A 25,440-nucleotide genomic window follows, 5' to 3' on the forward strand; every position below is an offset into this window, starting at 1 on the left:
GGAATATTCCTTTTTAAGAGGTTTTTCAACGATTAGAAGAGGTGTATCCGGGTTTAAGTTTATGAACTCATCTTGCATAGTGGTTTTCAACCGAAAAGCTTGGCTTTTGTACTATAATGAAATAGGTTTTTTTTAGCATAGCCATAGCTGCTGTTAAAAAAAAACAAAATTAGGGTGAAAATGTAAATTTTGCAGGTTAAAGCATTACGCAAGATGAGTTCTATAAGAATAAGACTTTTAAAGCAATTTTTAGTGCTAAAAAAATGGAGTTTTAAAAACTAAAACAGAACAAAGAATACGCATAAGGTTACAGATATAATCTAAGAGAAGTAACATCTTTTTGTGCTTTCTAAAAAAACAAAAATCATGAAAAAAATATTTTATATACTCATATTATTAATAACAACACATCATGGCTTTTCTCAAAATTGGGAACTGGTATGGCAAGATGAATTTGATTACAATGGATTACCAGATCCTACAAAATGGGGATATGACACAGGAAATAGTGGATGGGGAAATAATGAACTCGAAAACTATACATCAAATCGTGTAGAGAATGCTCGAGCAGAAAACGGAAACCTAATTATTGAGGCTCGCAGAGATTTCCATAATGGGATTGAATATTCATCTGCACGGTTAGTAAGTCGAAATAAAGGAGACTGGAAATATGGTCGAGTTGAGGTTCGCGCTAAAATTCCAATTGGAGCAGGAATGTGGCCGGCTATATGGATGCTGCCTACAGATTGGGTATATGGCGGTTGGCCTGGTAGTGGCGAAATTGATATTATGGAAAACTTTGCTGCCTTTGGGATAGACCCATCCGGAATTCATGGCAATGTGCATACGCAAGCGTATAATCATACAATAGGAACAAATAAAGGGGCACATATTGGGAATCTTTCTAATATAGAAGATAACTATCACATATATGCAATCGATTGGTATGAAGATCATATTGATTTTGAAGTAGACGGTATTAGATATTTTTCATTTGCTAATGAAGGAAACTGGCAAGCCTGGCCATTTGATCAACGCTTTCATTTGATACTTAATATTGCAGTTGGAGGAAATTTAGGCGGGAATCCGGATCCAAATATATTCCCCAAAAAAATGATTGTGGATTATGTTCGTGTGTATAACCAGACAACAACATCTGGTCAAACTCCCTTTACAGGATCTCCAATAGCCATTCCAGGGATTGTTGAGTTTGAAGACTATGATAAAGGAGGTGAAAACATAGCGTATCATGATCTTACTTCAGGAAATCAGGACAATATGTATAGAAGTGATGATGTGGATATCGAAGCTTGCTCAGAAGGAGGTTACAATGTGGGATGGGTTCAACCAGGCGAATGGATAGAATATACAGTTGATGTTGCTCAGACAGCCAGCTATAACTTTAATATTCGTACTGCATCAGAGCAATCAGGCTCTTTGAGAATCGAATTAGATGGACAAGATGTTGCGGGAGTAATTGATATACCCACAACAGGAAACTGGCAGCAATGGTCGACGGTAACCAAAGAGAATATTGAGCTTGTTGCAGGAAAACAAGTGATGCGAGTACATGTTTTATCAGGCGAATTTAATCTGAACTTCGTAGACATTTCCGAGAATATAATATCTGGTCAAACCCCATTTCATGGAACTCCTGTTACCATTCCCGGTATTGTAGAATTTGAGGATTATGATAATGGAGGAGAAGATATCGCTTATCACGACCTTACAGCTAATAACGAAGGAGGAGTATATAGAGATGATGCTGCTGATATAGAAGTTTGCTCAGAAGGAGGTTATAATATAGGATGGGTTCAGCCAGAAGAGTGGGTTGAGTATACAATTGATGTAGCCCAGACAGGTATTTATGATTTCAATATTCGCTGTGCATCAGAACAATCAGGCGCTATGCGCGTAGAATTGAATGAACAAGATATTACCGGTACAATTACTATACCTGCTACCGGAGGATGGCAAAACTGGATTACAGTACATAAGCAAAATGTTACACTTACAGCAGGAATACAAGTCATGAGAGTGTATATGCTATCTGGGGAATTTAATTTAAATTATGTAGATATTTCTCAAAATAACCCATCAGCTCAAACACCATTCAATGGAGTTCCTGTAACAATTCCTGGTATTGTAGAATTTGAAGATTATGATAACGGAGGAGAAGGTATTGCCTATCATGACCTTACGGCCAATAATGAAGGAACCGCATATAGAGATGAAGATGCAGATATAGAACCTTGTTCAGAAGGAGGATATAATATTGGATGGGTCGATACAGGTGAGTGGTTAGAATATACCCTTAATATAACCAAAACTGCGATGTATGATTTTAGTATTCGAAGTGCATCAGAGCAATCAGGTACCATGAGAATTGAGTTGGACGGTCAAGACATTACCGGTAATATTGATATACCTGCAACAAGAGGATGGCAGCACTGGAATACCGTAAGAGTAAAGAATAAGGAGCTTACTTCCGGGCAAAAAGTAATGCGTATATATATAACTTCCGGAGAATTTAATTTAAATTATATAGATATTGCCGAACACAATACATCAACTACTTCTGATTTTAGCGTAGTGGGATACTTACCATCTTGGTCAGGAAGCACAAATACGATACAGTATGATAAATTAACTCATATTAATTACGCCTTCATACGACCTACCTCCTGGGGAGGTCTTACGAGTGTTGATAATCCCGACAAATTAGCATCTTTAGTTCATAATGCTCACGCGCAGCATACAAAAGTGGGTATCGCTATTGGTGGCTGGTCTGATCTTAATAATAATGATTTTGAGATTATGGCAGCTTCAGCATCGACAAGAACTACGTTTATAAATAATGTAATGAGTTTGATCCATCAGTATAATCTTGATGGAGCTGATATTGATTGGGAATACCCTATAGCATCAACCGGTGCTAATTATGATCTATTAATGCGAGAATTAGGGCAGGCATTACACGCACAGGGAAAATACTTAACGGCCGCTGTAGTAGGGCATGGTGATTATTATGGACAACATATCCATAATTCCGTATTTGAAGATGTTGATTTTCTTAATATTATGGCATATGATGGTGGATCACCACATTCCTCATATGCTTTTGCTCAAGACTGCACAAATTATTGGTTAGGAAGAGGGTTGCCAGCAAATAAACTTGTATTGGGTGTTCCTTTTTATGGAAGATCTGCTAATAGATATGTATCATATCGTGACTTATTGAATGAGAATAGTAATGCTCAGAATTTAGATGTAGTAAATGGTGTTGAGTATAACGGAATTCCAACTATCAAAGCAAAAACTCAATATGCAATAGATAATAACCTTGGAGGTATTATGATTTGGGAAATATCTCAGGATGTAACAGATCACAGATCTTTATTATCAGCTATTAATAACCAGATTCAGTCTAATAAAGAAAATACTACTTCTATACCGTCAGAAGTAACCGAAAATGGAGAGATGAAAATTGTTCCCAATCCAGCTGAGAGTCAAATAAAAATAATTGGTTTACAAAAAAAAGCTAGAGTTGATATCACAGATATGGCTGGAAACAAGCTAAGAAGCTTTAAGTATACAGGGGCTTCTGCAATAGATATTTCTTCATTGCCCAAAGGATTGTTCATCATTAATGTAATTACGCTTAACGGAGTTAAAACATTAAAACTGGTAAAATGATAGTGTTGCATATATCTGTATTTAGAGTATGTTTAAAAAGAATACAAATTGAAAATCAATAGTTTGAGGTTCTGAGGACACTTCAAATGATGAGAACATCGAGATATTTTAATTATTTGAAGTAAGCTCATGGTTCTTAAAATAGTTGTTTTCAGGAAGTAAGGTTTTTAAACAAGCTCTTAACAAGATTATTTCAACAGATAACAAAAAATATTAAAAAACTTAATTATAATAATTATGAAAACATTGAGAAGTAGCATGATTTCCTGGCTACGCTGTAAAACTCATACTAAAACCGTCTGTATTTTTTTCTTTTTCGTAAGCCTGAGCACTTTAGTTGCTCAGGTGAATACCGGTGGAAACGCAAATACATCCAATCATAGCAAACAGATCATTGGCTATATTACGAACTGGGATGCCTGGAAACAATCAACAGCAGGAGTACCAGCTCAGGGAGCATTAACTCAGTTGAATATTGATTATTCTAAATATACAATCCTTAATTATTCATTTTTTGGAGTAGCAGGTGATGGGTCTTTGCATAGTGGAGATCTTAGGGATAAACAGATCTATCAACCAGGAGTTGTACAAGCACCAGGAGCTATATTGTTTAGTGATATATATAGCAGTTGGGATTTTCATATTTTGTTTGGAGAGATAGAAGCGGTTCAATATATCAATGAGGCTGTAAAACAAAGAGCCGAAACTCTGGGGTATCAAGTAGCTGTTGGTGGAAATACATGGGATCATCCAGAATGGGGACTCCATGGGGATTTGCCATTGCCATTGCCTAAAGAAGGTAGTGGCGGAAAAGGTCTATTAGAATTGGCTCATCAAAATGGAGTAAAAGTAATGGCATCCATCGGGGGATGGAGTATGTCTAAACATTTTCCGGAAATGGCAGCAGATCCAGTTAAAAGAGCACGTTTTATAAAAGATTGTAAAAGACTGATCCGCATGGGGTTTGATGGAATCGATCTGGATTGGGAATATCCCGGACCATCTGCGGGAATGAATTTTACAGGAACAAATGCAGACTATATTAATTTTGAGAATCTGGTTCAGGAAATCAGAAATGAAATAGGACCGGATAAATTGATAACAGCCGCTATGGCAGCAGATCCCGAAAAAATAAAAGGATTTAATTGGTCAAAGTTGATCCATACGATGGATTATTTTAATATGATGACCTATGATTTTAATGGTGGCTGGTCTGGTAAAGCGGGACATAATGCACCTGTATATCCATATGATGGAGCAGAAGTACCAGATTTTAACTGGGAATCTGTAGTAAAGAAAATGATTTCAATGGGAGTGCCTACTAATAAAATAAATTTTGGTATTCCATTTTATGGAAGAGGAGTAGTAACAGAAGGGAATGCGGCCTTAAATGCTCCTACAGTTAAAAGAAATATAACAATACAACCAGATGGCCCTGTAAGTACAGCTACCGATTATACAAATTGGCCACTAGAAATATATGACGGAACACCAAATTATTTTTTTATCAAACAAAAAACCGGAGAAGAAAATGGATGGGTCAGGAAATGGGATGACCAGGCAAAAGTACCTTATATGACAAAAGGAAATTTCTTTCTGAGTTATGATGATGAAGAATCTATTGGGATAAAAGCACAATATATCAATGACAATAATCTTGCGGGAGCTATCGTCTGGACTGTATATGGTGATTTAGAGATGAGTGGATCTGTTCAATCTTTTGGGGCTAAACTTAAAAAATGGTCAAAGGTGAAATCACCTTTGATCAACAGAGTGAATGAGGTATTTGCTAATACGATGGTTGGTAATGTAATGCCTACTGTTGCTATTACTTCTCCCAAAGCCGGAGCAACATATACAGCCGGATCAGATATTACTATTGAAGCAAATGCATCCGATAGTGATGGTACTATTACCAAGGTAGTATTCTATAATGGGAATACGCGCTTGGGAGAAAAAATGACAGCTCCATATACCTATAATTGGAAAGATGTTGCCAATGGGGACTATACGATTACTGCTAAAGCCTTTGATAATAAAAATGGAGAAAGTTCTTCGTATGTTTCTATTACCGTAAGTAATATAGATAATAGCTGTGCCTCACCGACATATGTACATGGAGAAATATATAAAGGAGGAGATAAGGTTTCTTATCAAGATAAAGAGTACAAGGCCAAGTGGTGGACACAAAATAATGATCCACTTACAAATAGAGAAAATGTATGGCAATTAATAGGTTCCTGTCATACTGGAGGAGAAGCTGCACCACGAGTATCGATAACATCTCCAATGTCTGGAGCAAATTTTACAATAGGAAATGATATTACGATTAGTGCCAATGCAGTAGATAGTGACGGATATATCTCTAAGGTAGAATTTTATGATGGAACAACAAAATTAGGTGAAGACGCTACTAGTCCGTATAATTATACCTGGAGTAACGCAACAATAGGGGATCACAGTATTACCGCAATCGCTACTGATGATGAGGGGATATCAGGTACTTCTGCGATAATAAATATTTCTATAAATAAAGATATAGGAGGAAACAGCTGTAATGTTGCTCAGTATACAGAAGATGCTACCTATATTACAGGTGATATTGTACAAAATTTTGAAAAAAAATATGAATGTATCGTTGGTGGATGGTGCAGTATAGGTGGTCCATATGCTCCTGGTGATCCAGACGGTTGGGCCTGGCCAAATGCATGGAAAGCAATCGGGAGTTGCACAGAAGTTGATACTACTGTATCGATAACACAACCTGTTAATGAGGCAAGCTATATAGTAGGACAATCTGTAAACATAATCGCTACGGTCAATGATATTGATGAAAATATCTCTAAAGTGGTCTTTTTTGTAGATGGGATTCATATTGGAGAAGATCTTTCTGTGCCTTATCAAACAAATTGGATTGCCACCCAGGGAAACCATGTACTTACGGTACAGGCAATAAGTACTAATAATGAAGTGTTAGATTCTTCACCGGTTGCTATATCTGTTAGACCAATAAACCCACCATCAGGAGGAGATCTTCCTAAAAGAATATTAGCAGGATATTGGCATAATTTTATAAATCCGGCAGGATTAATGAAACTAAGTGAAATTTCAGATAAATGGGATATAATTAATATTGCTTTTGCGGTTCCCACAGTTCCGTTGGGTTCTACAATGACATTTACTCCAGATCCGGCAATTTATGCTAGCGTGCAAGCATTTAAAGATGATATTGCAGCATTACAAAGAAAAGGTAAAAAAGTATTAATCTCTATGGGAGGTGAAACAGGAGTTGTCGGTATTAATACTCCAGGGGATGCTCAGGCTTTTAGTAACTCAATGATCAATATTGTTAGAGAATATGGATTTGATGGGATTGATATTGATTTTGAAGGACAGTCTATTTCTTTGGCAGAAGGAGATACTGATTTTAAAAACCCTACTTCACCAAAAATTGTAAACCTGATTAGTGCTTTTAAAACAATTATATCACGATTTGATACTGATTTTATAGTATCAATGGCACCAGAAACCTTATTTGTTCAAGGTGGTTATAGTTCTTATGGAGGTTCTGCGGGTGCCTATCTTCCCGTAATTTATGCATTGCGAGATGATATGGATTACATCCATGTACAACACTACAATACAGGATGCATGCTTGGGTTAGATGGTGTATGTTACAATTCTGCAAATGCAGATTTTCATGTAGCTATGGCAGAAATGTTATTACAAGGGTTTCCCGTAGCTGGAAACCAACAATTTCCTGCACTGAGACCTGATCAAGTAGCAATAGGTTTACCCGCAAATACGATGGCAGCAGGAAGTGGATATACAACACCGGCAGAAGTGCATAAAGCATTGGATTATTTGATTAAAGGAAAACCTTTTGGAGGGCAATACACATTAAGAAATTTATCCGGATATCATGACTTTAGAGGATTAATGACCTGGTCTGTCAATTGGGATAAATCAAGTGATTATGGATTTTCTAACCCTCATAGGGTGTACCTAGATGCCCTGGATACGAGAGTAAATATGACAATCAATTCTGTAGCTATTATTCCCAATCCAGTTATCGGGGATTTGATCAATATAGCTATAGAAACTTCGAGGCCTAATACAGATTTTAATTTACAGATATTCAATACAGCTGGGATTAAAGTACTAGATGCTTATAGTACACTTACAGTAAAAGGGAATAATTTTAAATCGTTTGATGTCAGTAAGCTTCAAACAGGTTTGTATTTCTATAGTATTTCTTTACCAAAAGAAAAAACTAGAGGGAAGTTCTTAAAAAAGCGATAACTCTAATTTCTAACCACCTGATAAAACAAATCTACTGAGATATCGGGTGGTTTTTGATCTTATACGATTTATAACTAAAAATTTCGCATATTCATCGTTTCTTTTTCCTTTCTACTTCGTTTAAAAAATAAACCGTAGCTATAGCTATGCTTGATTTTTTTGCCTTGCATAAAGAAAAAATAATTCAATGAATTTATACGAATTTTTTAATCACAAATCGTATTATTTCTTTTCTGATAAGAAATACCTTATGCTATTTTTTTAACCTTATTTCATAAAAATGAGACATATACTATTAAAGAATTTAATTATAATTCAATTTATTTTTTGGCTTTTGGTGAGTTTTGTTACTAATGGACAAAATACTCCAGTTGCTCAAAACGGTCAACTTAAAGTCTGTGGGACATATCTTTGCAATCAATATGATAAACCTATTCAACTCAGAGGAATGAGCACTCATGGCATACAATGGTATGGATGGGGGAATTGTATAACAGAGGCATCTCTTAATACGCTAGCATATGATTGGGAGGCAGATATTCTGAGAATCTCATTGTATGTGCAGGAAGGAGGGTATGAAACAGATCCAGAGGGATTTACTAATCAGGTAAGCCAATTGATTGATGAAGCAACGAAGCGGGGAATGTATGCGCTGGTAGACTGGCATCAATTAAATCCCGGAGATCCGAACTATAATTTAGAAAATGCAAAGCGATTCTTTACAGCGATCGCAACACGGCATAAAAATAATGACAATATTATCTATGATGTGTGCAATGAACCAAATGGCTCGGGAGTTACCTGGAATAGAATTAAAACGTATGCAGATCAAATAATACCTGTTATTCAGTCTATTGACAATGATGCAGTAGTACTGGTAGGAACTCAGGGATGGTCAACTTTTGGAGTATCCGGACAGGGGAATCTACAGGATGTTCTTAACAACCCCTTACAATATGAGAATGTTATGTATACTTTTCATTTTTATGCAAAAAGTCATGGAGAATTATATGTAAAGAGATTAGAAGAAGCTTCTCGTCAATTGCCAGTTTTTGTTACCGAATTTGGGAGTCAGGAAGCTAGCGGTGATGGTCCTAATGATTTTGGGATGACTCAGCAGTTTATTGATTTGATGCAACAAAAAAAGATCAGCTGGACCAGTTGGAATTTTTCTGATGATTTCAGAACAGGTGCTGTTTGGGAAACAGGAACTTGCTCGGGTGGATTATGGACGACCGATAAGCTTAAACCAGCCGGGGCTTGGATACGAGATAAAATTAAGTATCCTGTAGATGATTTTCCCGGAGCAGGAGGAAATACGGATCAATCCTCTTATGGCGGCACTCCTATACTAGTTCCAGGCAAGATAGAAGCAGAGAATTATGATCTTGGCGGATCAGATATTGCATTCAATGATGTTTCTGTAAATAATGAAGGAAATGCATATCGTAATGAGCCTGTAGATATTGAGATCTGCTCCGAAGGAGGCTATAATATCGGATGGGTAAAAGCAGGAGAATGGCTTGAGTATACAGTAGATGTTAGCACATCTAAAAAGTATGTATTAGAATCAAGAGTGGCAGCTATTTCTTCAGGAAGAAAATTTCATATAGAAATTGATGGTAAAAATATCAGCGGTCAGATCAATATCCCTAATACAGGTGGATGGCAAAATTGGGAGACAGTAACTACTGATATTTCACTAGATAAAGGAATGCAAATCATGCGCATTGTTATGGATAGTGATGATTTTAATCTCAATCATATGATATTTAGGGATATAATAAATCCACCTAATCAGCCGCCTACAGTAGTACTAACTTCTCCCAAACAAGATAGTGTATACAAAGAAGGGCAAACTTTGAACATGACAGCAAATGCAAATGATATTGATGGCGCTATTATTAAGGTAGATTTCTTTATTGATGGGATTAAAATTTCAGAAGATAGAGTAGCTCCCTACACTGCAAATTGGACTCCTATAAAAGGGAATCATACAATAAAAGCAGTTGCAACTGATACTAATAATTCCACGATGTTTTCTGAGGTGACTGTTACCATAGAAGCGGCTACCGAAGAAGAAAATTGTGATGCACCATTATATTCACAAAATGAAAGCTATATGGGAGGAAATCGGGTGCAAAATGATGGAAGCATCTATTCGTGCAAACCTTGGCCATATTCTGGATGGTGTAACGGAAACCCCAACGCATATGCACCGGGAACCGGAAGCCACTGGAAAGATGCATGGATAAAAGTAGGAGATTGTACTACCAGGATAGAACCACAGGAAAGTTCTTTTATAGTGATAAAAAACTACCCTAACCCATTTGATAAAATAACCAATTTTCAATTAAAATTGAAACAATTAGGTAGTGTAGCATTTGTTATATACAATACTAAAGGAACTGTGGTAGCAATACAACCAGAGATCAAAATAAATCCAGGAGTACATACCATACCAATGGATCTATCGAGTCTTAATGCAGGAATATATTTCTGTAAGATATCAATTGATGGAAAAGATCGGATTATTAAAATAATAAAGAAATAGCCATTTTAATTTGACAAAATAATATATATCAATAAGATGGAGTTACGTTGTCATAAGAGCTTAGATCTGACTTCTTATACCAAATTATTATTTGAATGTACTCGATACTCGAGATTTAAATGCTCAGAGGCTTACCTCAAAATCGAAAATGTTTTTTTCAATAACTGCTTCGTGAGCTAGCCTCGAGGTAGTTTACTATTATAAAAGTCATTATTGAGGTTAGCTCATTATCTTATATACTATACAGGCTAAAGTAGAATATACTTTAGCCTGTATCAATAAGAAAGTAATTAATTTACGACATCCCCTTTCTTAAAGCAATAGTTTGATTATGAAGGAATAGCAGCGACAATCTGTTGTTTTTTTAATTGTTTTTTGGTTAAATCACGCGTTAGCCAACCACCTCTACCAGCAGTAACAATAGCATATGGGGTAATCCAGAATAGCGTAAAGGCATAAAACACACTGTAGGGATATGCCCAAAATGCTTCCAGAATGCTGTTTTTTCTAGCATAAAATAAAGCTTGAATACTGGAGAAAACTAATATACTTACCAGTGTTGAGCTAAGGAATAATACTGGATATGTGATAATAAAAAATAACATTAAAAATAGCGCAGGATACGCCATGATCATTTTTAACCATTGGTTTAACAATAATATCCTGGTACCACTTTTAGAACCTTCTCTAAAGTTTTCGAAGGCAAATTTGCTCATTGCAATATTCTCACGAACATTACTTCTTTCCCAGCGAATAAACATTTTATATAAGTTTTTATAACGCTCCGGAATATTAGTATATACATAAGCAGTACGTTGAAAAAATACTTTATACCCTTGTTTTAAAATCATATTGGTCATAGCCCGATCTTCGCCAATTTTTGAGACTTGACCCATAAAAGTCTGATTGATCCACTCTTCTCTGCAATTAAAAACGGCTTCTCTGCGATATGCTGATAATGCACCAGGTGTGCATAGTACAGAACCCAACGTACTTTGTGCAGAACGAATAAATTCAAAACTGAAAGCAAAACTCACATTAAGCATACGAGGAATTAAGGCTTTCTCGCGATTCAATACACGTACATTTCCTGCTACCGCACCACATTCCTTATTCTTAATAAATGGGCTTACCATAATGCGTAATGTGTCTTTCTTAACAATAGAGTCACTATCAACTGTTATAAAAACATCTCCCATTCCTAAATTAAAGCCACGATACAATGCATGTCTTTTTCCTTTGTTCTTTGATTGTTGATAGATTGAAACACGATTTCCCAGCTCTTTTTTAGCTTTTTTCATCCACTGCCAGGTATCATCCTGACTTCCGTCATCTATAGAAATTAGCTGTAATTTTTCCATTGGATAATCACTCTCTGCCAGGCTGATGAGTGTTTTATACACTAATTCTCCTTCGTTATACGCGGGAACAATAACAGTACATAACGGTAGTTGCTTATCCGAAACCGGTTTTATAACTTTATAACGTAGATATAGCGATAAGATGTATACTAAAAAACTGATTTTGACGATCAATAAAGAGATCCCTATGATAACCAAAACACTTCCCCATACAGTATTCATTCTCTCCAGATAAATTTCTTCAAAATAGGGTTGTAAGAAATAAAATGATGCTGCTGCACCAAACATCAGTAGAAATGTTCCTATTAAAATAATGGGAGATCTCGAATTAGAAATAAATTTCTCAACTGGATTTTTATATTCGTTATTAGATTTAGATATTGACGTATCCAAAGATGTCGATCGTTTCATAAATGTTTCCTTATTTTTTTGGAAGGAGGGCAATATCGATGCCATTTTTCATAAATCTAAAGATCAGTTAGTTATGATATTTTGTGTGTTTTTAAAGTGAGAAGACTTTCCACACCTGTGTATATTCGACACACTTTTGTGTGCTTTTTTTTGCCAGTGTCTAGTCAGAAATAGACAGTTTTCGTGAGTTCGCAAAAAGATATATAGTTGATTTCACAGTATTTCTGACCAAATACTAGATAACAGTAGGCTTTCTGCGCTTTTTATTTGATCAGTTTTAGAGATGTGAGAATTCCCCAGTAAACCTATGTCATAAAGATATAAGGCGAGTAGGTTTTAAGCGAATAGGTAAGATGAATTCAAAAAAAAGACTACTTAGCATAGCTGCAAGTAGTCTTTTTTTAAATAAAACGTGCTTTTCAATTAAATCTTAATCATTTTGGATACTAATTCGTTCTTAGTATCATTAAAAAGCTGAAGAATATAGTTGCCTTTTGCAATAGAGTGTAGGTTTACTTTAGTATTAGATCGACTTACGGATTGTGAAAAAACAAGCGTACCAGAAATAGTAAATATTTTTAGTTGAAAAGTTCCAGGACCTAAGCCACTAATAGTAACTTCTTCTTTAAAAGGATTCGGAGAGAATTCTACGGTATTTTCAATTTCTCCATTAAACTCTTCTGTAGAAAGTACTCTGTCTATAGGTTTTTCAAAATTAAAAACCTGCATGGCTATACTCGAGATAGTACCTCCGGTGTCTGGAAAAGTCAAACTAATTTCATTAGTATTTTGTAGCAGGTCAAAAGGAATGGGAACCTCGATTACTCCAAAAAAACGATTTCGGGTTTTCTGATCATACCCTTTCCAGTCTTCGGCCATAGTAATTACTTGATCATTAACTTTTAGTATTGGTAAAAGTGATTGCCCATGATCACGGCCCAACCCAATTCTGAGTACTGCCTCTCCTGTATTTTCGATTTGGACATTGTCTATAGTAAATGTTGTTTCATTGTTTGCCGAGATGGGTTGCAGGTATGTATTGGCATAGTATTTCTTTTCTGTCGATACATTGGTCATTTCAATTGGATCTCTCAAGATGTATTCGAGGATTACTGTAGCTTCTTTGCCTATCAAAATTTCCTGTAAGTTCACATTGTCATTTTGATCTAAAACAGGAGTTCCACTATCATTTGCATATAAGTGTCTATATTTTACATCCGTAATATTAGCAGCATTGAGTGCAGGAATATTTAGATTCACCGTTATTTTTTCGTGTTCCAGATTATTCATAATAACATACGCCTTAGTTCCCTCTGTATACGCATCAATTAATAAGTCGGGATCATTTGCCTGGCTATCAACCCGTGTTCCTTTGATATTAGACCATAATTCAAAAAACTTTACAAGTTCTGTATACACCCATTCTTCTCCAGTCTCACCCTCTAATTCTTTTTTCTGCCTTAATAACCGATAGCTATACGTGAAGTTATCGGGACTTTGCCACCATTGTGCTTTTAATATCATAAATGGGATTGCACTTATGATATGATCCTGACGTTCCATAAGTTGCATCATCATCGAAGAGAACGAACGTATATTGAACCAGTCTCTTTCTTTATTATAAGGACCATTTAGCGGGCGACCTAACCAGCCATATTCAGAAATACTTAAGGGCTTGACTTCTCCTAGTTTCAGGTGGCTATAATGTTCTACCATATCCAGAATAGCTTCCATATTACTTCCTTTACGCTGTGCTTCTTTGCTTAGATCATCTTCTCCCAAAAAATCATACAGATGCAGGGAGAAAAAATCCATATCAGTACCCGCTTCATCAATAAACAGTTTCCAATTATTTCTCCAGTGGTTAAAATTTCCATCCTCATAGGCTGGGTGAGCAGCAGAATATCCGCCGACTTTTACTGTAGGGTTTAATGATTTTATTTTTTGAGCAACTACCTTGTGCATCTGTGTTATGTTCTCTCTTGTGGTGCCCAGATTATTTGCTTTTACAAACGGTTCATTCATCACTTCTATATATTGAGGTTGCGGTTTTCCTGTCTGCCCGCCTTCCCCAAAAAATTCCTTAATATAAGTAGCATAAAATTCTGCAACGGCATCATAATTTTCGTATGCCCAGGGGTCGCTATCAGAACAACAAGAACTGGAGCGGGTCATTTGTCCGTTGGGGTACATAGGGATCGGTTGTCCGCCAAACATCATATTCTTATAACGATTTTCGAACTCATGAGGAGCTGTTTTTTGGGCATAAGAATTTTTTGAAGATGTTCCCTTCTGTCGTAAAACATCCAAATCAGGCCACCCGGATCTAGTAGGATCTTCTGATGATTGATCAAACTCCCAGACGAGCCCTCCATTGTTTCTTCCCAGATATACATCATAATCATCAAGAAATTGCTTGCGTTGGGATTCACTATCCCATTCGTTGTCATCGATATCAGCATGAAGAATTATAAACTTGCTTCTATCAAACTCTGAAACTCCATTGACACTATGTTTTACATCTAGATTAACTTCTGCGCTAATAATTTGCTGCGCTTTGATGTTGCTTGCCGATAAGCATACCAGCAAGAATAAAAGTATTTTTTTCATAACCATGAATTTTTTGTTGAATCTAGTAGTAAAACTAAATGATTATTATAAGAATAAGCTTAGGGTAACTCATTGGATTGTAGTGTATATGTTTATTTCTATAGCACGAATGGTTTTTAGTTTTATTTTCTGAATACAGGCATAGAATATGGGAAGAATGGATAGAAATTACAATGTACACGTATATAAGAGATAACCACTAATTATGTAATACGATTTACGGATGAGAATTTCGTAAAAATAATGGCAAGGATTTTTCGCTAGATTGATGAAGAAAATATAGTAGAAAAAGAATGTCATTAGATGCGAAATTTTTATTCGTAAATCGTATAACAACTTCTTAAAAGTATAAAAACGGGAAGTAAATGCTTATTACGACATTGACGATGCATACGCTCTATATCAGTCTTCTGAACCTTGATTTTTATGAGAAAATTTACGGTTTACACGTATTTAGAAATTGATAGATTAACTATCAATTCAATTATCTTTGAACTCTTAAAAATCAAAACATTGTGAGCATACAGGTAACACTATTTGTAGATGATCAAGAATTTCGTGTCTTAGATTTCTTTTTCGGTTTCTTTCAAGATTCAGATTATACAGGTCGCCCCAGCAGCAAACCTACTGCAGATCCTTTTAAATTTACGGTAGAAGCCAGTAAGGACACTACTTTTTTTGAATGGGCAATACATCCTACCATGCAGAAAAAGCGTGTAAAAATTGTTTTTTCTCCTGTCCATGGGATGAGCAAAAGTACTACCATTGAGTTGCTGGATGTGCATTGTACCTATTGTAATTATCTTTATACGGCAACAGGCAGTCAACCATTTGTAGAAAATTTTAACCTGTCTCCAGCAACAATTATACGTGATGGTCAGGTACTCATGAAGAGACATTGGGCAGTTACTGATCCTGCAATGCAACATATACAACCCATAGAGCGAGAAACAGAAGATACTGAACCGCGGATAGTAAAACAGTATATCACGGATCGTAATGATACTGAATTAGAGGATTACGAGCGCGGACAAGAAATTTATTGCGTAGTTGAATCAGAAAACATGAATAATAAAAATATTGATATAGACCTATCACAGTTTGAAGTATCACTTTTGTATCGGGGTGCAATACTAAAGGATAACATTTTGAAAGATTATGTTATAAGTACAGAAGAAGAAAAAATACCATTACAAGTAATCTCAGAAGATCACGAAGATGAGCAATAAGTATAAGGATCAATACGGTACGAATATTATTAAAATCATTTACAAAGGTAAAGTAATCAGTCAGGCAGCTATGAAAGTACAGCTTGGCGGGGGTGATGTGATTGATAAGCCTGTACAAACGAATATTACTTATACCGATGATGACCGTAAAGGATTAATGCATATCAATCATCAGGCGATTGTCGTGGGAGAAAGCGTCGCACAGGTAAAACGCTCTACCACTGCAAAAGTAACCGATAAAGGAACGATACTGGTAAGTCAGGTAAAATCAGAAATCTCATCAAGGGGGGAAGAGGTATATTTCTATGACAATTCTTTAGGTACCTGGGAAGGGAGTTTGGCAGATGCACAACGCTTATTCCCAAATGTGAATTTTTCAGAGTTGCATGTCCCTGATATTGTAGACCGTAGCAATCCAGAATTTGCAAACTATACTATTGTTTCATCAGATCAAGCGGTGTTCTGGCAAGAAATAAGCAAGTATGATGCAGAAGAACATGGCGGAAATCCTACGACCTGGGACAATTGGGCTGATAGTTTACAAACAGGATTGGATATTGCTGGGCTTGTTCCGGGATTAGGAGAAATTGCAGATTTAGCCAATGGTTGTATATCTTTGGCTCGCGGTAATTATGGTGATGCAGCATTGAGTTTTGCGGCAATGGTTCCGGGTTTTGGAATGTTTGCCACTGCTGCAAAAAAAACAAAACAAGTCTATGAAAAGACAAAAAAACTAGAAGGTGTTTATGATTTTGTTATCAAAAATGCTGATGGTCTACAAAATTATGTAGGGCAATCTAAAGATATTTTTAAAAGAACTCAACAGCATTTTGGTAAAAGAGGTAAATTAAATTTTGATCAGCTTATTGAAAGCCCAGTTATTTATAAAATGGCTGGCTCTACAAAAAAGCAGAGAGAGATTTATGAACAGTTTATTATAAATGAAAAATATGGAGGTGTTGTAAAGAATTCAAATGTATTTAAAAAGCTTTTAAATAAAATAAACCCTGTTGGAGGAAGATTTGATTTAAATTCTATCGAAGGGTCAAAAGAGTTAAAAGAAAAAGCTTTAAAAATTGCAAAGGAATACAATTTACCAAACGAATTTTGAACTAACAATTAATTAATATGTATTTGACAGGAAATGAAAAAGATCCTTATCTAAGGATTAAGTCTAATTCAAATTTAAATGAAGTTAAAGAAGAGTTTTTAACTGGAAAATATAGTGTTCGTTTATCAGAAGAATTTTCAGAAGAATTTTTAGAAGAATTTATGCGTAAATTTTACAAAATAAATTCCCTGAATTTATCTGATTGTTACAATTACAAAGTAAAGAATTCTTTTGTTTATGCAATGCAAAACTTAAATTCTCTCTCAATTTCGGTTTGGAAAGATACCGATTTTATATTGGATTGTACTACTCTTCCAAAGTCAATCACTACTCTTTGGTTTACAGTATACACAAAAAAAAAAATAATCAATTTAGATTCTATAAATAGTCATGTTGAAAATTTAATAATTTCAGGATTTGACGAAAAAGACCTTATAAAGCTAAGTAACCTTACTAATCTAAAAAGCCTAAGTTTTGCTACTGCAAAAATCAAATCTTTGAAGGGAATAGAAAAGCTTACAAAGCTTGAGTACCTATCCTTAGGTGGTGTAAGGAGTCTTACTGATATTACCGATATTACAACCTTACAAAAGCTAGAGCGATTAGAGTTTGATATCTGTTGGAAGCTTAAAGATTTTAGTGCTATCGGAGAATTAAAAGCACTTAAAGAGTTAAAATTATTAGACTGTAAAAACCTGGAAAGTATCAAATTTGTTAAAGGCTTACCCAATTTAAAAAGCCTTTCTACTTTGGGAACTACGATCATCAATGACTTTGATACTACACCAGCCGAACACGTACCCATATTTTTTGGTAGTCAGTATAAAAAATATAACAAACAATATCCCGAGAAAGAAATTCATAAAAAGTTGGATGAATTGTAAATAAAATCCGAAATCTCATCAAGAGGGGAAGAGGTATATTTCTATGATAATTCATTAGGTACTTGGGAAGGGAGTTTGGCAGATGCACAACGCTTATTCCCAAATGTAAATTTTTCAGAGTTACATGTCCCTGATATTGTAGACCGTAGCAATCCAGAATTTGCAAACTATACTATTGTCTCACCAGATCAAGCGGTGTTCTGGCAAGAAATAAGCAAGTATGATGCAGAAGAACATGGCGGAAATCCTACGACCTGGGACAATTGGGCTGATAGTTTACAAACAGGATTGGATATTGCAGGGCTTGTTCCGGGATTAGGAGAAATTGCAGATTTAGCCAATGGTTGTATATCTTTGGCTCGCGGTAATTATGGCGATGCAGCATTGAGTTTTGCGGCAATGGTTCCGGGTTTTGGTGCAGCAGCTACTATTGCAAAACAAGCAAAGAAATTAGGGAAAGTAGTTGATAATAAAGGGGTTTATGATCTTATTGTCAAAAATGCAGATGATCTGGAACAAGCCTATGTAGGTCAATCAAAGAACATTTTTAAGAGACTTAAACAACATTTTGGGAAAAATGGTAAATTGAAAAGTGCACAAGAAGTAATAGGAGGAGTTACTCATAAGATGGCAGGATCTACAAAATTTGAGCGTGAAATTTATGAACAATTTATAATTTTAGAAAAATATAGAAAGAATGCGATTAAAGATAGTAGTTTATGGAAAAAACTTCTAAATAAAGTAAATCCTGTAGGAGGTAGATTTAACCTTAATACTCCACAAGGCAGGGATAAATTTTATAAAATGGCGGAAGAAATAGCAGATAAATATGATTTACCTAAAACATTTACAAAGGTTTTTGATTAAAATATAAAAAATGGATATCAGAGAAGGAGCAGATTTTAATGCTGCAAAAAAATACTACATTGATAATAATGAAGGGATAAATATATCCCGAGAGATACAAAACTCTAACTTTTTTGAACAATTTTTAAAATACTTTGGTGATATAGAAAGTCTAGGTATGTCTGCTTATGGGGATGGAGTATCTTATGATTTTTTGTATCAAATGCAAAATTTAAAATCACTAGATCTACATACAATGTATGATATAAATTTTGAACGTTTAAGAAGCTTAGAAACCTTGTCAGTTTGGTGGAATAAAAAAACGATAAATAACTTTGATGCTCTTTTGAAGTTAGAAAATTTACAAATTATAGAATTTGACGAAAAAGACCTTATAAAACTAAGTAACCTTACTAATCTAAAAAGCCTAAGTTTTGCTACTGCAAAAATCAAATCTTTGAAGGGAATAGAAAAGCTTACAAAGCTTGAGTACCTATCCTTAGGTGGTGTAAGGAGTTTAACAGATATTACCGATATTACAACCTTACAAAAGCTAGAGCGATTAGAGTTTGATATCTGTTGGAAGCTTAAAGATTTTAGTGCTATCGGAGAATTAAAAGCACTTAAAGAGTTAAAATTATTAGACTGTAAAAACCTGGAAAGTATCAAATTTGTTAAAGGCTTACCCAATTTAAAAAGCCTTTCTACTTTGGGAACTACGATCATCAATGACTTTGATACTACACCAGCCGAACACGTACCCATATTTTTTGGTAGTCAGTATAAAAAATATAACAAACAATATCCCGAGAAAGAAATTCATAAAAAGTTGGATGAATTGTAAATAAAATCCGAAATCTCATCAAGAGGGGAAGAGGTATATTTCTATGATAATTCATTAGGTACTTGGGAAGGGAGTTTGGCAGATGCACAACGCTTATTCCCAAATGTAAATTTTTCAGAGTTACATGTCCCTGATATTGTAGACCGTAGCAATTGGAATGTCCACTACCCATACCTTTTGTGGTCATTACAATATTATTAAAGTCAACTTTTGAATATTTACCATTATTAAATAATTCTTTAAGCTTATCTCCGACTACTTTGGACATAGTATTAGAAAATTGATGAGCTATATCTGATCCATTTATAAATTCTTTTCCTTCATATTGACCACTACATTCGTTTTCCGAACATTTTATAGAATCACTATTGTTTTCCATACTTTGGAAAGATAGCATAAAAAAGATGGATAAAATAAAGATGATAAATTGCTTCATATGGTTTTACTATAGATCTAATCCAAATGAATAAGTGTCCGAAATTTTATCACAGTCCATAGTATCAAAAACTATATCAAACATAAATTCTATGGAGAAAAAACCACTTATTAAGATAGTGAATATTGCAAGAGCAATAAACCATTTTTTACTTTGGAAAATAGTTTTTGATTTTTTAAAAATTATCAGAACGAGGAAAAACAAAATAGCTGTTATTACGTAAGATAACGTGAAATCTATTAGAAACATTTTAATATCTACTAACTTGCTTAAAGAGGAAACGGGATTGGACATATTCCATATAACAATATTTCCGTATCCTAGTCCGATTGGATCTCCATCACAAAGAAGTTCTGATCTACCTGAAAATGTAGTAAACCATATTAAAGTAAAAAATAGGATTACTACAAATGTTTTGATGTTTATTTGAATATTTTTCATTTCAACTCAGTTTTTTAAAGCCTATTCCAATTACGCAAGTTTCGTCTTTATTTTCTCCTTGTTTGGCTAAAAAGCTTCCTTTTTCATATAACATAGATGAATCACTTCCATCAAAAAATACAGCGTGAACACATTTTTTATCTTTAAAATAGTCCTTTACTTTTTGAACCGACCATCTTGGACTACCGTGTTGTTGAACAACAACGTATATACCTTTTTTACTAATTCCTAAGCAAGTTTTACCTAACTTATTTCCTTGTTTTTTGTCATTTGCTGAGAAAGATGTGTATTTGTTTGAACTCCTTTGAATAAGAAACTTTTTAGCTTCTGAACTTGGTTCTCCTTTTAGAATAGCATTTTTAGGCGCACCCTTTTTATACTTATTTTGATGTCCATATTCTAAACCGTTAAGAATTAATGCTCCAAGTCCTCCAAAACCAATAGCCGAATTACTTGGAGTGTCTCCTTGTCCTGACTGAAATACTTTTGAGAAATCATCTCCAGAACAAATTGTAGATTCTTTTGAAGCAATGTAGAAATCTAAGTTTGCAGAAGTTCCTGTTAATGGTTTTTTATTAAAAACAACTCTACCTAAAGGAATAGTTTCTTTAGCAGCAACGGGATCGTGTCCATTAAGAGCGTCCAACTTACCAGCATAAGTCAAATCATAAAAGTTAACATTTATGATAAAAGAGTATTCTTTTTCTTTTGATACACGTGACACAGTATCGCTAAACAATTCTTCTTTAGTTCTAAATACTGGTTCAATCAGAAAATCACTTTCTATTTCTTTAATTATCATAATCTTCTAATTTAAAAAACTTTAGAAATTTCATCCGACAATACTTTATTTGATTCAAAATCAGAAAATTTATTCTGAAGATCATTCAATGCTAATTGAAATCTATAATAACCTTCTTTTAATAATTGATCTTTTACACTTTTTGAATTTTCCATACCGTTACCAATAGGTAAATCGGATAAGGTATGAAGTAAATCAAGTTGATTTTCTAATGATTTAATAGATTCTTTAGGATCAGATACAGTACTAATCTCATTACTAGTATCAAATGTTTCGTTTCCTATAGTAACTTCATTTGTGTTAAAATTACTTAGCGTTTTAGGAGGGACAAAATATGCAATCCCATCACTATCAATCCAATAGTCATCAATATGGAAGTTCCCTATTACAATAGTTACATTTTCATCAATTGGATTATTGTCCAATCTTTCAATTGATGCAATTATATTAGTTCCTACAATAAAATCATAAGGTTTAATTGATGCCTTTTTATCTTCTTCTGTTTCTTCCTCTCTAGTTTCTGTTAATGTGGTAGTTGATGGAAATGTAGTGCGCCAATATTCTGAGAATTCAGTAGTACCTTCTTTTACTCCTGCGGAGGTGATAGATAAGCTTAACGTCATTGGATGTGTACTCTCGTTATTAAACAGCTCTACATAATCAACACAATGCGCATCAATAAAGTTTAGCGTTCTACCTTATACCATTAAGGGCTCTGGGTTCAATACGAATTTGTAGTTGTTTTGCTAATGAAGGATTGATCATCCATTCTAGTAAGTCACTATCCTTAGTAGATTCAATAACTACAGATAATCCTGCGAATTGCGGTTTAGAAGAAGGCTTACCATTTTAGTCACTTTCCTGTCTAAAAGTATATGAAAAATCAAGAATGTTTATTTCCTGATCATCAAAAATAAGTTTGGCAGTAAAACTCATATGTGTTTTGTGTATAAAGAATACAAATATAAAAGTATATCCGTGATGTATGTATACGGTAAAACCTTATACTTATTGTTTTTATGAATAAAAAAAATGAAATCATCAGCTGGGGAAAAAATATTACTTTATTAGTTGTGACTAAAACACTATTTTTAACATTGAAAATAAAAACGATCCATGTCAGAAGAACAGAAGAAACTACTCGAAACACAGTTGTGGAATATCGCCAACGAGCTACGTGGCAAAATGGATGCAGATGAGTTTAGAGATTATATACTAGGCTTTATATTTTATAAATACTTATCCGAAAAGCAATATTTATATGCCAATACGCTATTAGAAACCGAAGCTATAAAGGACTATGCGGCAATTACCGATACGGATGATCTAAAGGCTATAAAAGAAGAATCCTTAATTAAGTTGGGGTACTTTTTAAAACCCCAAGAACTATTTAGTGCTATAGCCAAAAAAGGAAATGCCAACACCGAAACACAAAGTGACTTCATATTAGAAGATTTAGAAAGTATCCTGAATGGTATAGAGCAAAGTACAATGGGTACAGAAAGCGAAGATGATTTTAACCAACTGTTCGAAGATTTAGACCTGAGTAGTACGAAGCTAGGAAGAAGTGCCGATGCTAGAAATAGTTTAATTGCCAAAGTGTTATCGCATTTAGATAAAATCGACTTTGCCTTGCAAGATACTGATGCCGATGTGTTGGGGGATGCTTATGAGTATTTGATTTCGCAATTTGCAAGTGGTGCAGGTAAAAAAGCAGGAGAATTTTACACCCCGCAACAAGTATCCCAGATACTGGCTCAAATAGTAACTACAGGCAAGAAACGCCTAAAAAATGTATACGATCCTACCTGTGGTAGTGGGTCGTTGTTACTGCGTGTAGCAAGAGAGGTAAAAGTAGATGAGTTTTTTGGGCAAGAACTCAACCGTACTACCTACAATTTGGCACGTATGAATATGATTTTGCACGATCTGCATTACCGCCAGTTTGATATTAGACAAGAAGATACCTTAACCGAACCCCAACACAGAGAACTACGTTTTGAAGCCATTGTAGCTAATCCACCATTTTCTGCCAAGTGGAAAGGAAAAGACAATCCATTAAACGAAAACGATGATCGTTTTAGCCAGTACGGAAAATTAGCCCCTACCAGTAAAGCCGATTTTGCTTTTGTACAGCATATGATACACCAACTTGCCGACAACGGTACAATGGCGTGTGTATTACCACACGGGGTATTGTTTAGAGGTGCTGCCGAAGGTACGATACGACAATACCTTATCGAAAACCTCAACTATTTGGATGCCGTAATAGGTTTACCACCCAATATATTTTTTGGTACAAGTATCCCTACCTGTATTTTGGTATTGAGCAAATGTCGTGTAAACAATGATAACATCTTGTTTATAGATGCCAGTAAGGAGTTTGAAAAAGATGGTAATAAAAACAAACTACAACCCAAGCATATTGAAAAAATAGTAAACAGTTACAGAGAGCGTAGTACCATAGATAAGTTTAGTTATGTAGCAACATTAGATGAGGTGATAGAAAACGACTACAATCTAAACATACCGCGTTATGTAGATACGTTTGAAGAAGAAGAGCCTATTGATTTAGATGTAGTTTCTGAGAAACTAAAAGAGGTGGCAGAGGCTCTCGAAGCCACCGATACCACCATAGCCGACTTTTGCCAACAACTGAATATTAAAACACCTTTTTAGTATGAATGAAGTGAAGGAAGTGCCTAAGTTGAGGTTTAAGGAGTTTGATGGTAAGTGGATAAATAAGAAGATAGGAGACGTTTTAAGTATTACATCATCGTCTCGTGTTCTCAAAGATGAGTGGACAGAAAAAGGAGTTCCTTTTTTCAGGACGAGTGATGTAGTTGCTCATTTCAAAGGAACTAAAAATTCAAAAGCATATATTTCTTTTGAATTGTATGATTCTTTATCAAGCAAGACAGGACGTGTTAAAAAAGATGATCTTATTATTACAGGTGGAGGATCTATTGGTATCCCCTTTTTAGTAAAAAATAATGAACCATTATACTTTAAAGATGCAGACCTATTATGGATAAAAAACACTATGGGGGTAAGTGGTTATTTTTTATACTCATTCTTTCTATCACAATCATTTAGAAAATATCTTAAAAGTATTTCTCACGTGGGAACAATAGCTCACTATACCGTTGTTCAAGCAAAGAATACTCCTTGTCAATTCCCTTCGTTTTCAGAACAACAAAAAATAGCCACATTCCTTACGGCAGTAGATAAAAAAATAAGCCAACTACAACAAAAGAAAAGCCTTTTAGAACAATACAAAAAAGGGGTCATGCTGCAAATATTATCTTACAATATTAGATTTGATGAGTATAAAAATCAAGAATTAAGAAATGGAAAACTAAAAGATTTTGGATATTTCTATTATGGTAAAAGTGCACCAAAATCATCAGTTACCTCAGATGCTAAAACCCCTTGTGTGAGATATGGTGAATTGTATAGTACATATTCAGAAGAAATTGCAGAAATAAAATCATATACTAATATAAATCCTGATAATTTAAAATTTAGTAAAGGAGGTGAAGTACTTGTTCCACGTGTTGGTGAAGACCCACTTGATTTCGCAAACTGTAGTTACTTGCCCTTACCAAATGTAGCAATTGGAGAAATGATTTCTGTTTATAACACTTCTGAAAATGGTCTTTTTATGACATATTACATTAACGCTATGCTTAAAAAACAATTAGCACAGCGAGTAGAAGGGGGTAATGTTTCAAATTTATATTTTAGATATGTTGAAGAAATAGAACTTTCAATACCTTCCATAGAAGAACAAACCAAAATCGCTAATTTCTTATCTAGTATAGATGCTAAAATAGGGTTAGTTGCCACCCAATTAGAAAATACCCAACAGTTTAAAAAAGGCTTGTTGCAGCAGATGTTTGTTTAGTTATAT

General features: G+C 34.7%; 14 protein-coding genes and 2 pseudogenes. 10 read left to right on the forward strand and 6 right to left on the reverse strand.

Annotated elements, in window-relative coordinates; all coding sequences use genetic code 11:
* The first annotated feature begins 366 nt into the window (after positions 1-366).
* The 3 genes from F0000_RS28105 to F0000_RS10545 all read left to right on the forward strand — a co-directional run bounded on the left by F0000_RS28105 (position 367) and on the right by F0000_RS10545 (position 10,552).
* Entirely contained in the window at positions 367-3,696 is a 3,330-nt protein-coding gene (locus tag F0000_RS28105) for a carbohydrate-binding protein (RefSeq protein ID WP_223148894.1), read from the forward strand.
* Positions 3,697-3,933: 237 nt separating this feature from the next.
* The gene (locus tag F0000_RS10540; RefSeq protein WP_149624685.1) at positions 3,934-7,998 is read left to right on the forward strand and encodes a glycosyl hydrolase family 18 protein; all 4,065 of its coding nucleotides are present in this window, start codon (positions 3,934-3,936) and stop codon (positions 7,996-7,998) included.
* Between the two features lie 280 nt (positions 7,999-8,278).
* Positions 8,279-10,552, forward strand: a complete 2,274-nt coding sequence (locus tag F0000_RS10545; protein WP_149624686.1) for a cellulase family glycosylhydrolase — start codon at positions 8,279-8,281, stop codon at positions 10,550-10,552.
* A gap of 329 nt (positions 10,553-10,881) precedes the next feature.
* On the opposite strand, the gene F0000_RS10550 is transcribed toward F0000_RS10545, so the two are convergent.
* Together F0000_RS10550 and F0000_RS10555 are read right to left on the reverse strand one after the other, a co-directional pair.
* On the reverse strand, positions 10,882-12,324 hold the full coding sequence (locus F0000_RS10550) for a glycosyltransferase family 2 protein (RefSeq protein WP_149624687.1): 1,443 nt from the start codon (positions 12,322-12,324) through the stop codon (positions 10,882-10,884).
* 423 nt (positions 12,325-12,747) lie between these two features.
* On the reverse strand, positions 12,748-14,934 hold the full coding sequence (locus F0000_RS10555) for a T9SS type A sorting domain-containing protein (RefSeq protein ID WP_188112085.1): 2,187 nt from the start codon (positions 14,932-14,934) through the stop codon (positions 12,748-12,750).
* Between the two features lie 515 nt (positions 14,935-15,449).
* Here F0000_RS10555 and tssD (F0000_RS10560) point away from each other — a divergent pair.
* From tssD (F0000_RS10560) to F0000_RS10580, 5 genes are all read left to right on the forward strand, one after another.
* A complete protein-coding gene (tssD, locus tag F0000_RS10560) occupies positions 15,450-16,163 on the forward strand; it encodes a type VI secretion system tube protein TssD (protein WP_149624689.1) in 714 nt (237 codons plus the stop codon).
* The gene (locus F0000_RS10565; RefSeq protein WP_149624690.1) at positions 16,153-17,274 is read left to right on the forward strand and encodes a GIY-YIG nuclease family protein; all 1,122 of its coding nucleotides are present in this window, start codon (positions 16,153-16,155) and stop codon (positions 17,272-17,274) included. The genes tssD (F0000_RS10560) and F0000_RS10565 overlap by 11 nt, the downstream gene beginning before the upstream one ends.
* Before the next feature lie 17 nt (positions 17,275-17,291).
* A complete protein-coding gene (locus tag F0000_RS10570; protein WP_149624691.1) occupies positions 17,292-18,158 on the forward strand; it encodes a leucine-rich repeat domain-containing protein in 867 nt (288 codons plus the stop codon).
* Between the two features lie 75 nt (positions 18,159-18,233).
* Positions 18,234-19,025, forward strand: coding sequence for a GIY-YIG nuclease family protein (locus tag F0000_RS10575; protein WP_149624692.1), 792 nt, complete (start codon positions 18,234-18,236; stop codon positions 19,023-19,025).
* A gap of 10 nt (positions 19,026-19,035) precedes the next feature.
* The gene (locus tag F0000_RS10580) at positions 19,036-19,848 is read left to right on the forward strand and encodes a leucine-rich repeat domain-containing protein (protein ID WP_149624693.1); all 813 of its coding nucleotides are present in this window, start codon (positions 19,036-19,038) and stop codon (positions 19,846-19,848) included.
* A 445-nt stretch (positions 19,849-20,293) separates the two neighbouring features.
* On the opposite strand, the gene F0000_RS10585 is transcribed toward F0000_RS10580, so the two are convergent.
* From F0000_RS10585 to tssD (F0000_RS28590), 4 genes and pseudogenes are all read right to left on the reverse strand, one after another.
* On the reverse strand, positions 20,294-20,725 hold the full coding sequence (locus F0000_RS10585; RefSeq protein ID WP_149624694.1) for a hypothetical protein: 432 nt from the start codon (positions 20,723-20,725) through the stop codon (positions 20,294-20,296).
* A 1-nt stretch (position 20,726) separates the two neighbouring features.
* The gene (locus F0000_RS10590; RefSeq protein WP_149624695.1) at positions 20,727-21,527 is read right to left on the reverse strand and encodes a phosphodiester glycosidase family protein; all 801 of its coding nucleotides are present in this window, start codon (positions 21,525-21,527) and stop codon (positions 20,727-20,729) included.
* Positions 21,528-21,538: 11 nt separating this feature from the next.
* A pseudogene (locus F0000_RS10595) lies at positions 21,539-22,210 on the reverse strand (hypothetical protein); the annotation flags it as partial.
* Positions 22,211-22,220: 10 nt separating this feature from the next.
* A pseudogene (gene tssD, locus F0000_RS28590) lies at positions 22,221-22,364 on the reverse strand (type VI secretion system tube protein TssD); the annotation flags it as partial.
* A 279-nt stretch (positions 22,365-22,643) separates the two neighbouring features.
* Between tssD (F0000_RS28590) and F0000_RS10600 the strand changes: the two are divergent.
* Positions 22,644-24,206, forward strand: coding sequence for a type I restriction-modification system subunit M (locus F0000_RS10600; RefSeq protein ID WP_149624697.1), 1,563 nt, complete (start codon positions 22,644-22,646; stop codon positions 24,204-24,206).
* A gap of 1 nt (position 24,207) precedes the next feature.
* On the forward strand, positions 24,208-25,434 hold the full coding sequence (locus F0000_RS27720; RefSeq protein WP_188112086.1) for a restriction endonuclease subunit S: 1,227 nt from the start codon (positions 24,208-24,210) through the stop codon (positions 25,432-25,434).
* The last annotated feature ends 6 nt before the right edge of the window (positions 25,435-25,440 follow it).

Origin of the sequence: Aquimarina sp. RZ0 (genome assembly GCF_008370685.1) — a bacterium.
Classification (GTDB): domain Bacteria; phylum Bacteroidota; class Bacteroidia; order Flavobacteriales; family Flavobacteriaceae; genus Aquimarina.

What these genes read in the sequence shown, in the direction of transcription:
- F0000_RS28105 (WP_223148894.1), top strand. Translation starts at nt 367, where the DNA reads ATGAAAAAAATATTTTATATACTCATATTATTAATAACAACACATCAT.
- F0000_RS10540 (WP_149624685.1), top strand. Translation starts at nt 3,934, where the DNA reads ATGAAAACATTGAGAAGTAGCATGATTTCCTGGCTACGCTGTAAAACT.
- F0000_RS10545 (WP_149624686.1), top strand. Translation starts at nt 8,279, where the DNA reads ATGAGACATATACTATTAAAGAATTTAATTATAATTCAATTTATTTTT.
- F0000_RS10550 (WP_149624687.1), bottom strand. Translation starts at nt 12,324, where the DNA reads ATGAAACGATCGACATCTTTGGATACGTCAATATCTAAATCTAATAAC.
- F0000_RS10555 (WP_188112085.1), bottom strand. Translation starts at nt 14,934, where the DNA reads ATGAAAAAAATACTTTTATTCTTGCTGGTATGCTTATCGGCAAGCAAC.
- F0000_RS10565 (WP_149624690.1), top strand. Translation starts at nt 16,153, where the DNA reads ATGAGCAATAAGTATAAGGATCAATACGGTACGAATATTATTAAAATC.
- F0000_RS10570 (WP_149624691.1), top strand. Translation starts at nt 17,292, where the DNA reads ATGTATTTGACAGGAAATGAAAAAGATCCTTATCTAAGGATTAAGTCT.
- F0000_RS10580 (WP_149624693.1), top strand. Translation starts at nt 19,036, where the DNA reads ATGGATATCAGAGAAGGAGCAGATTTTAATGCTGCAAAAAAATACTAC.
- F0000_RS10585 (WP_149624694.1), bottom strand. Translation starts at nt 20,725, where the DNA reads ATGAAAAATATTCAAATAAACATCAAAACATTTGTAGTAATCCTATTT.
- F0000_RS10590 (WP_149624695.1), bottom strand. Translation starts at nt 21,527, where the DNA reads ATGATAATTAAAGAAATAGAAAGTGATTTTCTGATTGAACCAGTATTT.
- F0000_RS10600 (WP_149624697.1), top strand. Translation starts at nt 22,644, where the DNA reads ATGTCAGAAGAACAGAAGAAACTACTCGAAACACAGTTGTGGAATATC.
- F0000_RS27720 (WP_188112086.1), top strand. Translation starts at nt 24,208, where the DNA reads ATGAATGAAGTGAAGGAAGTGCCTAAGTTGAGGTTTAAGGAGTTTGAT.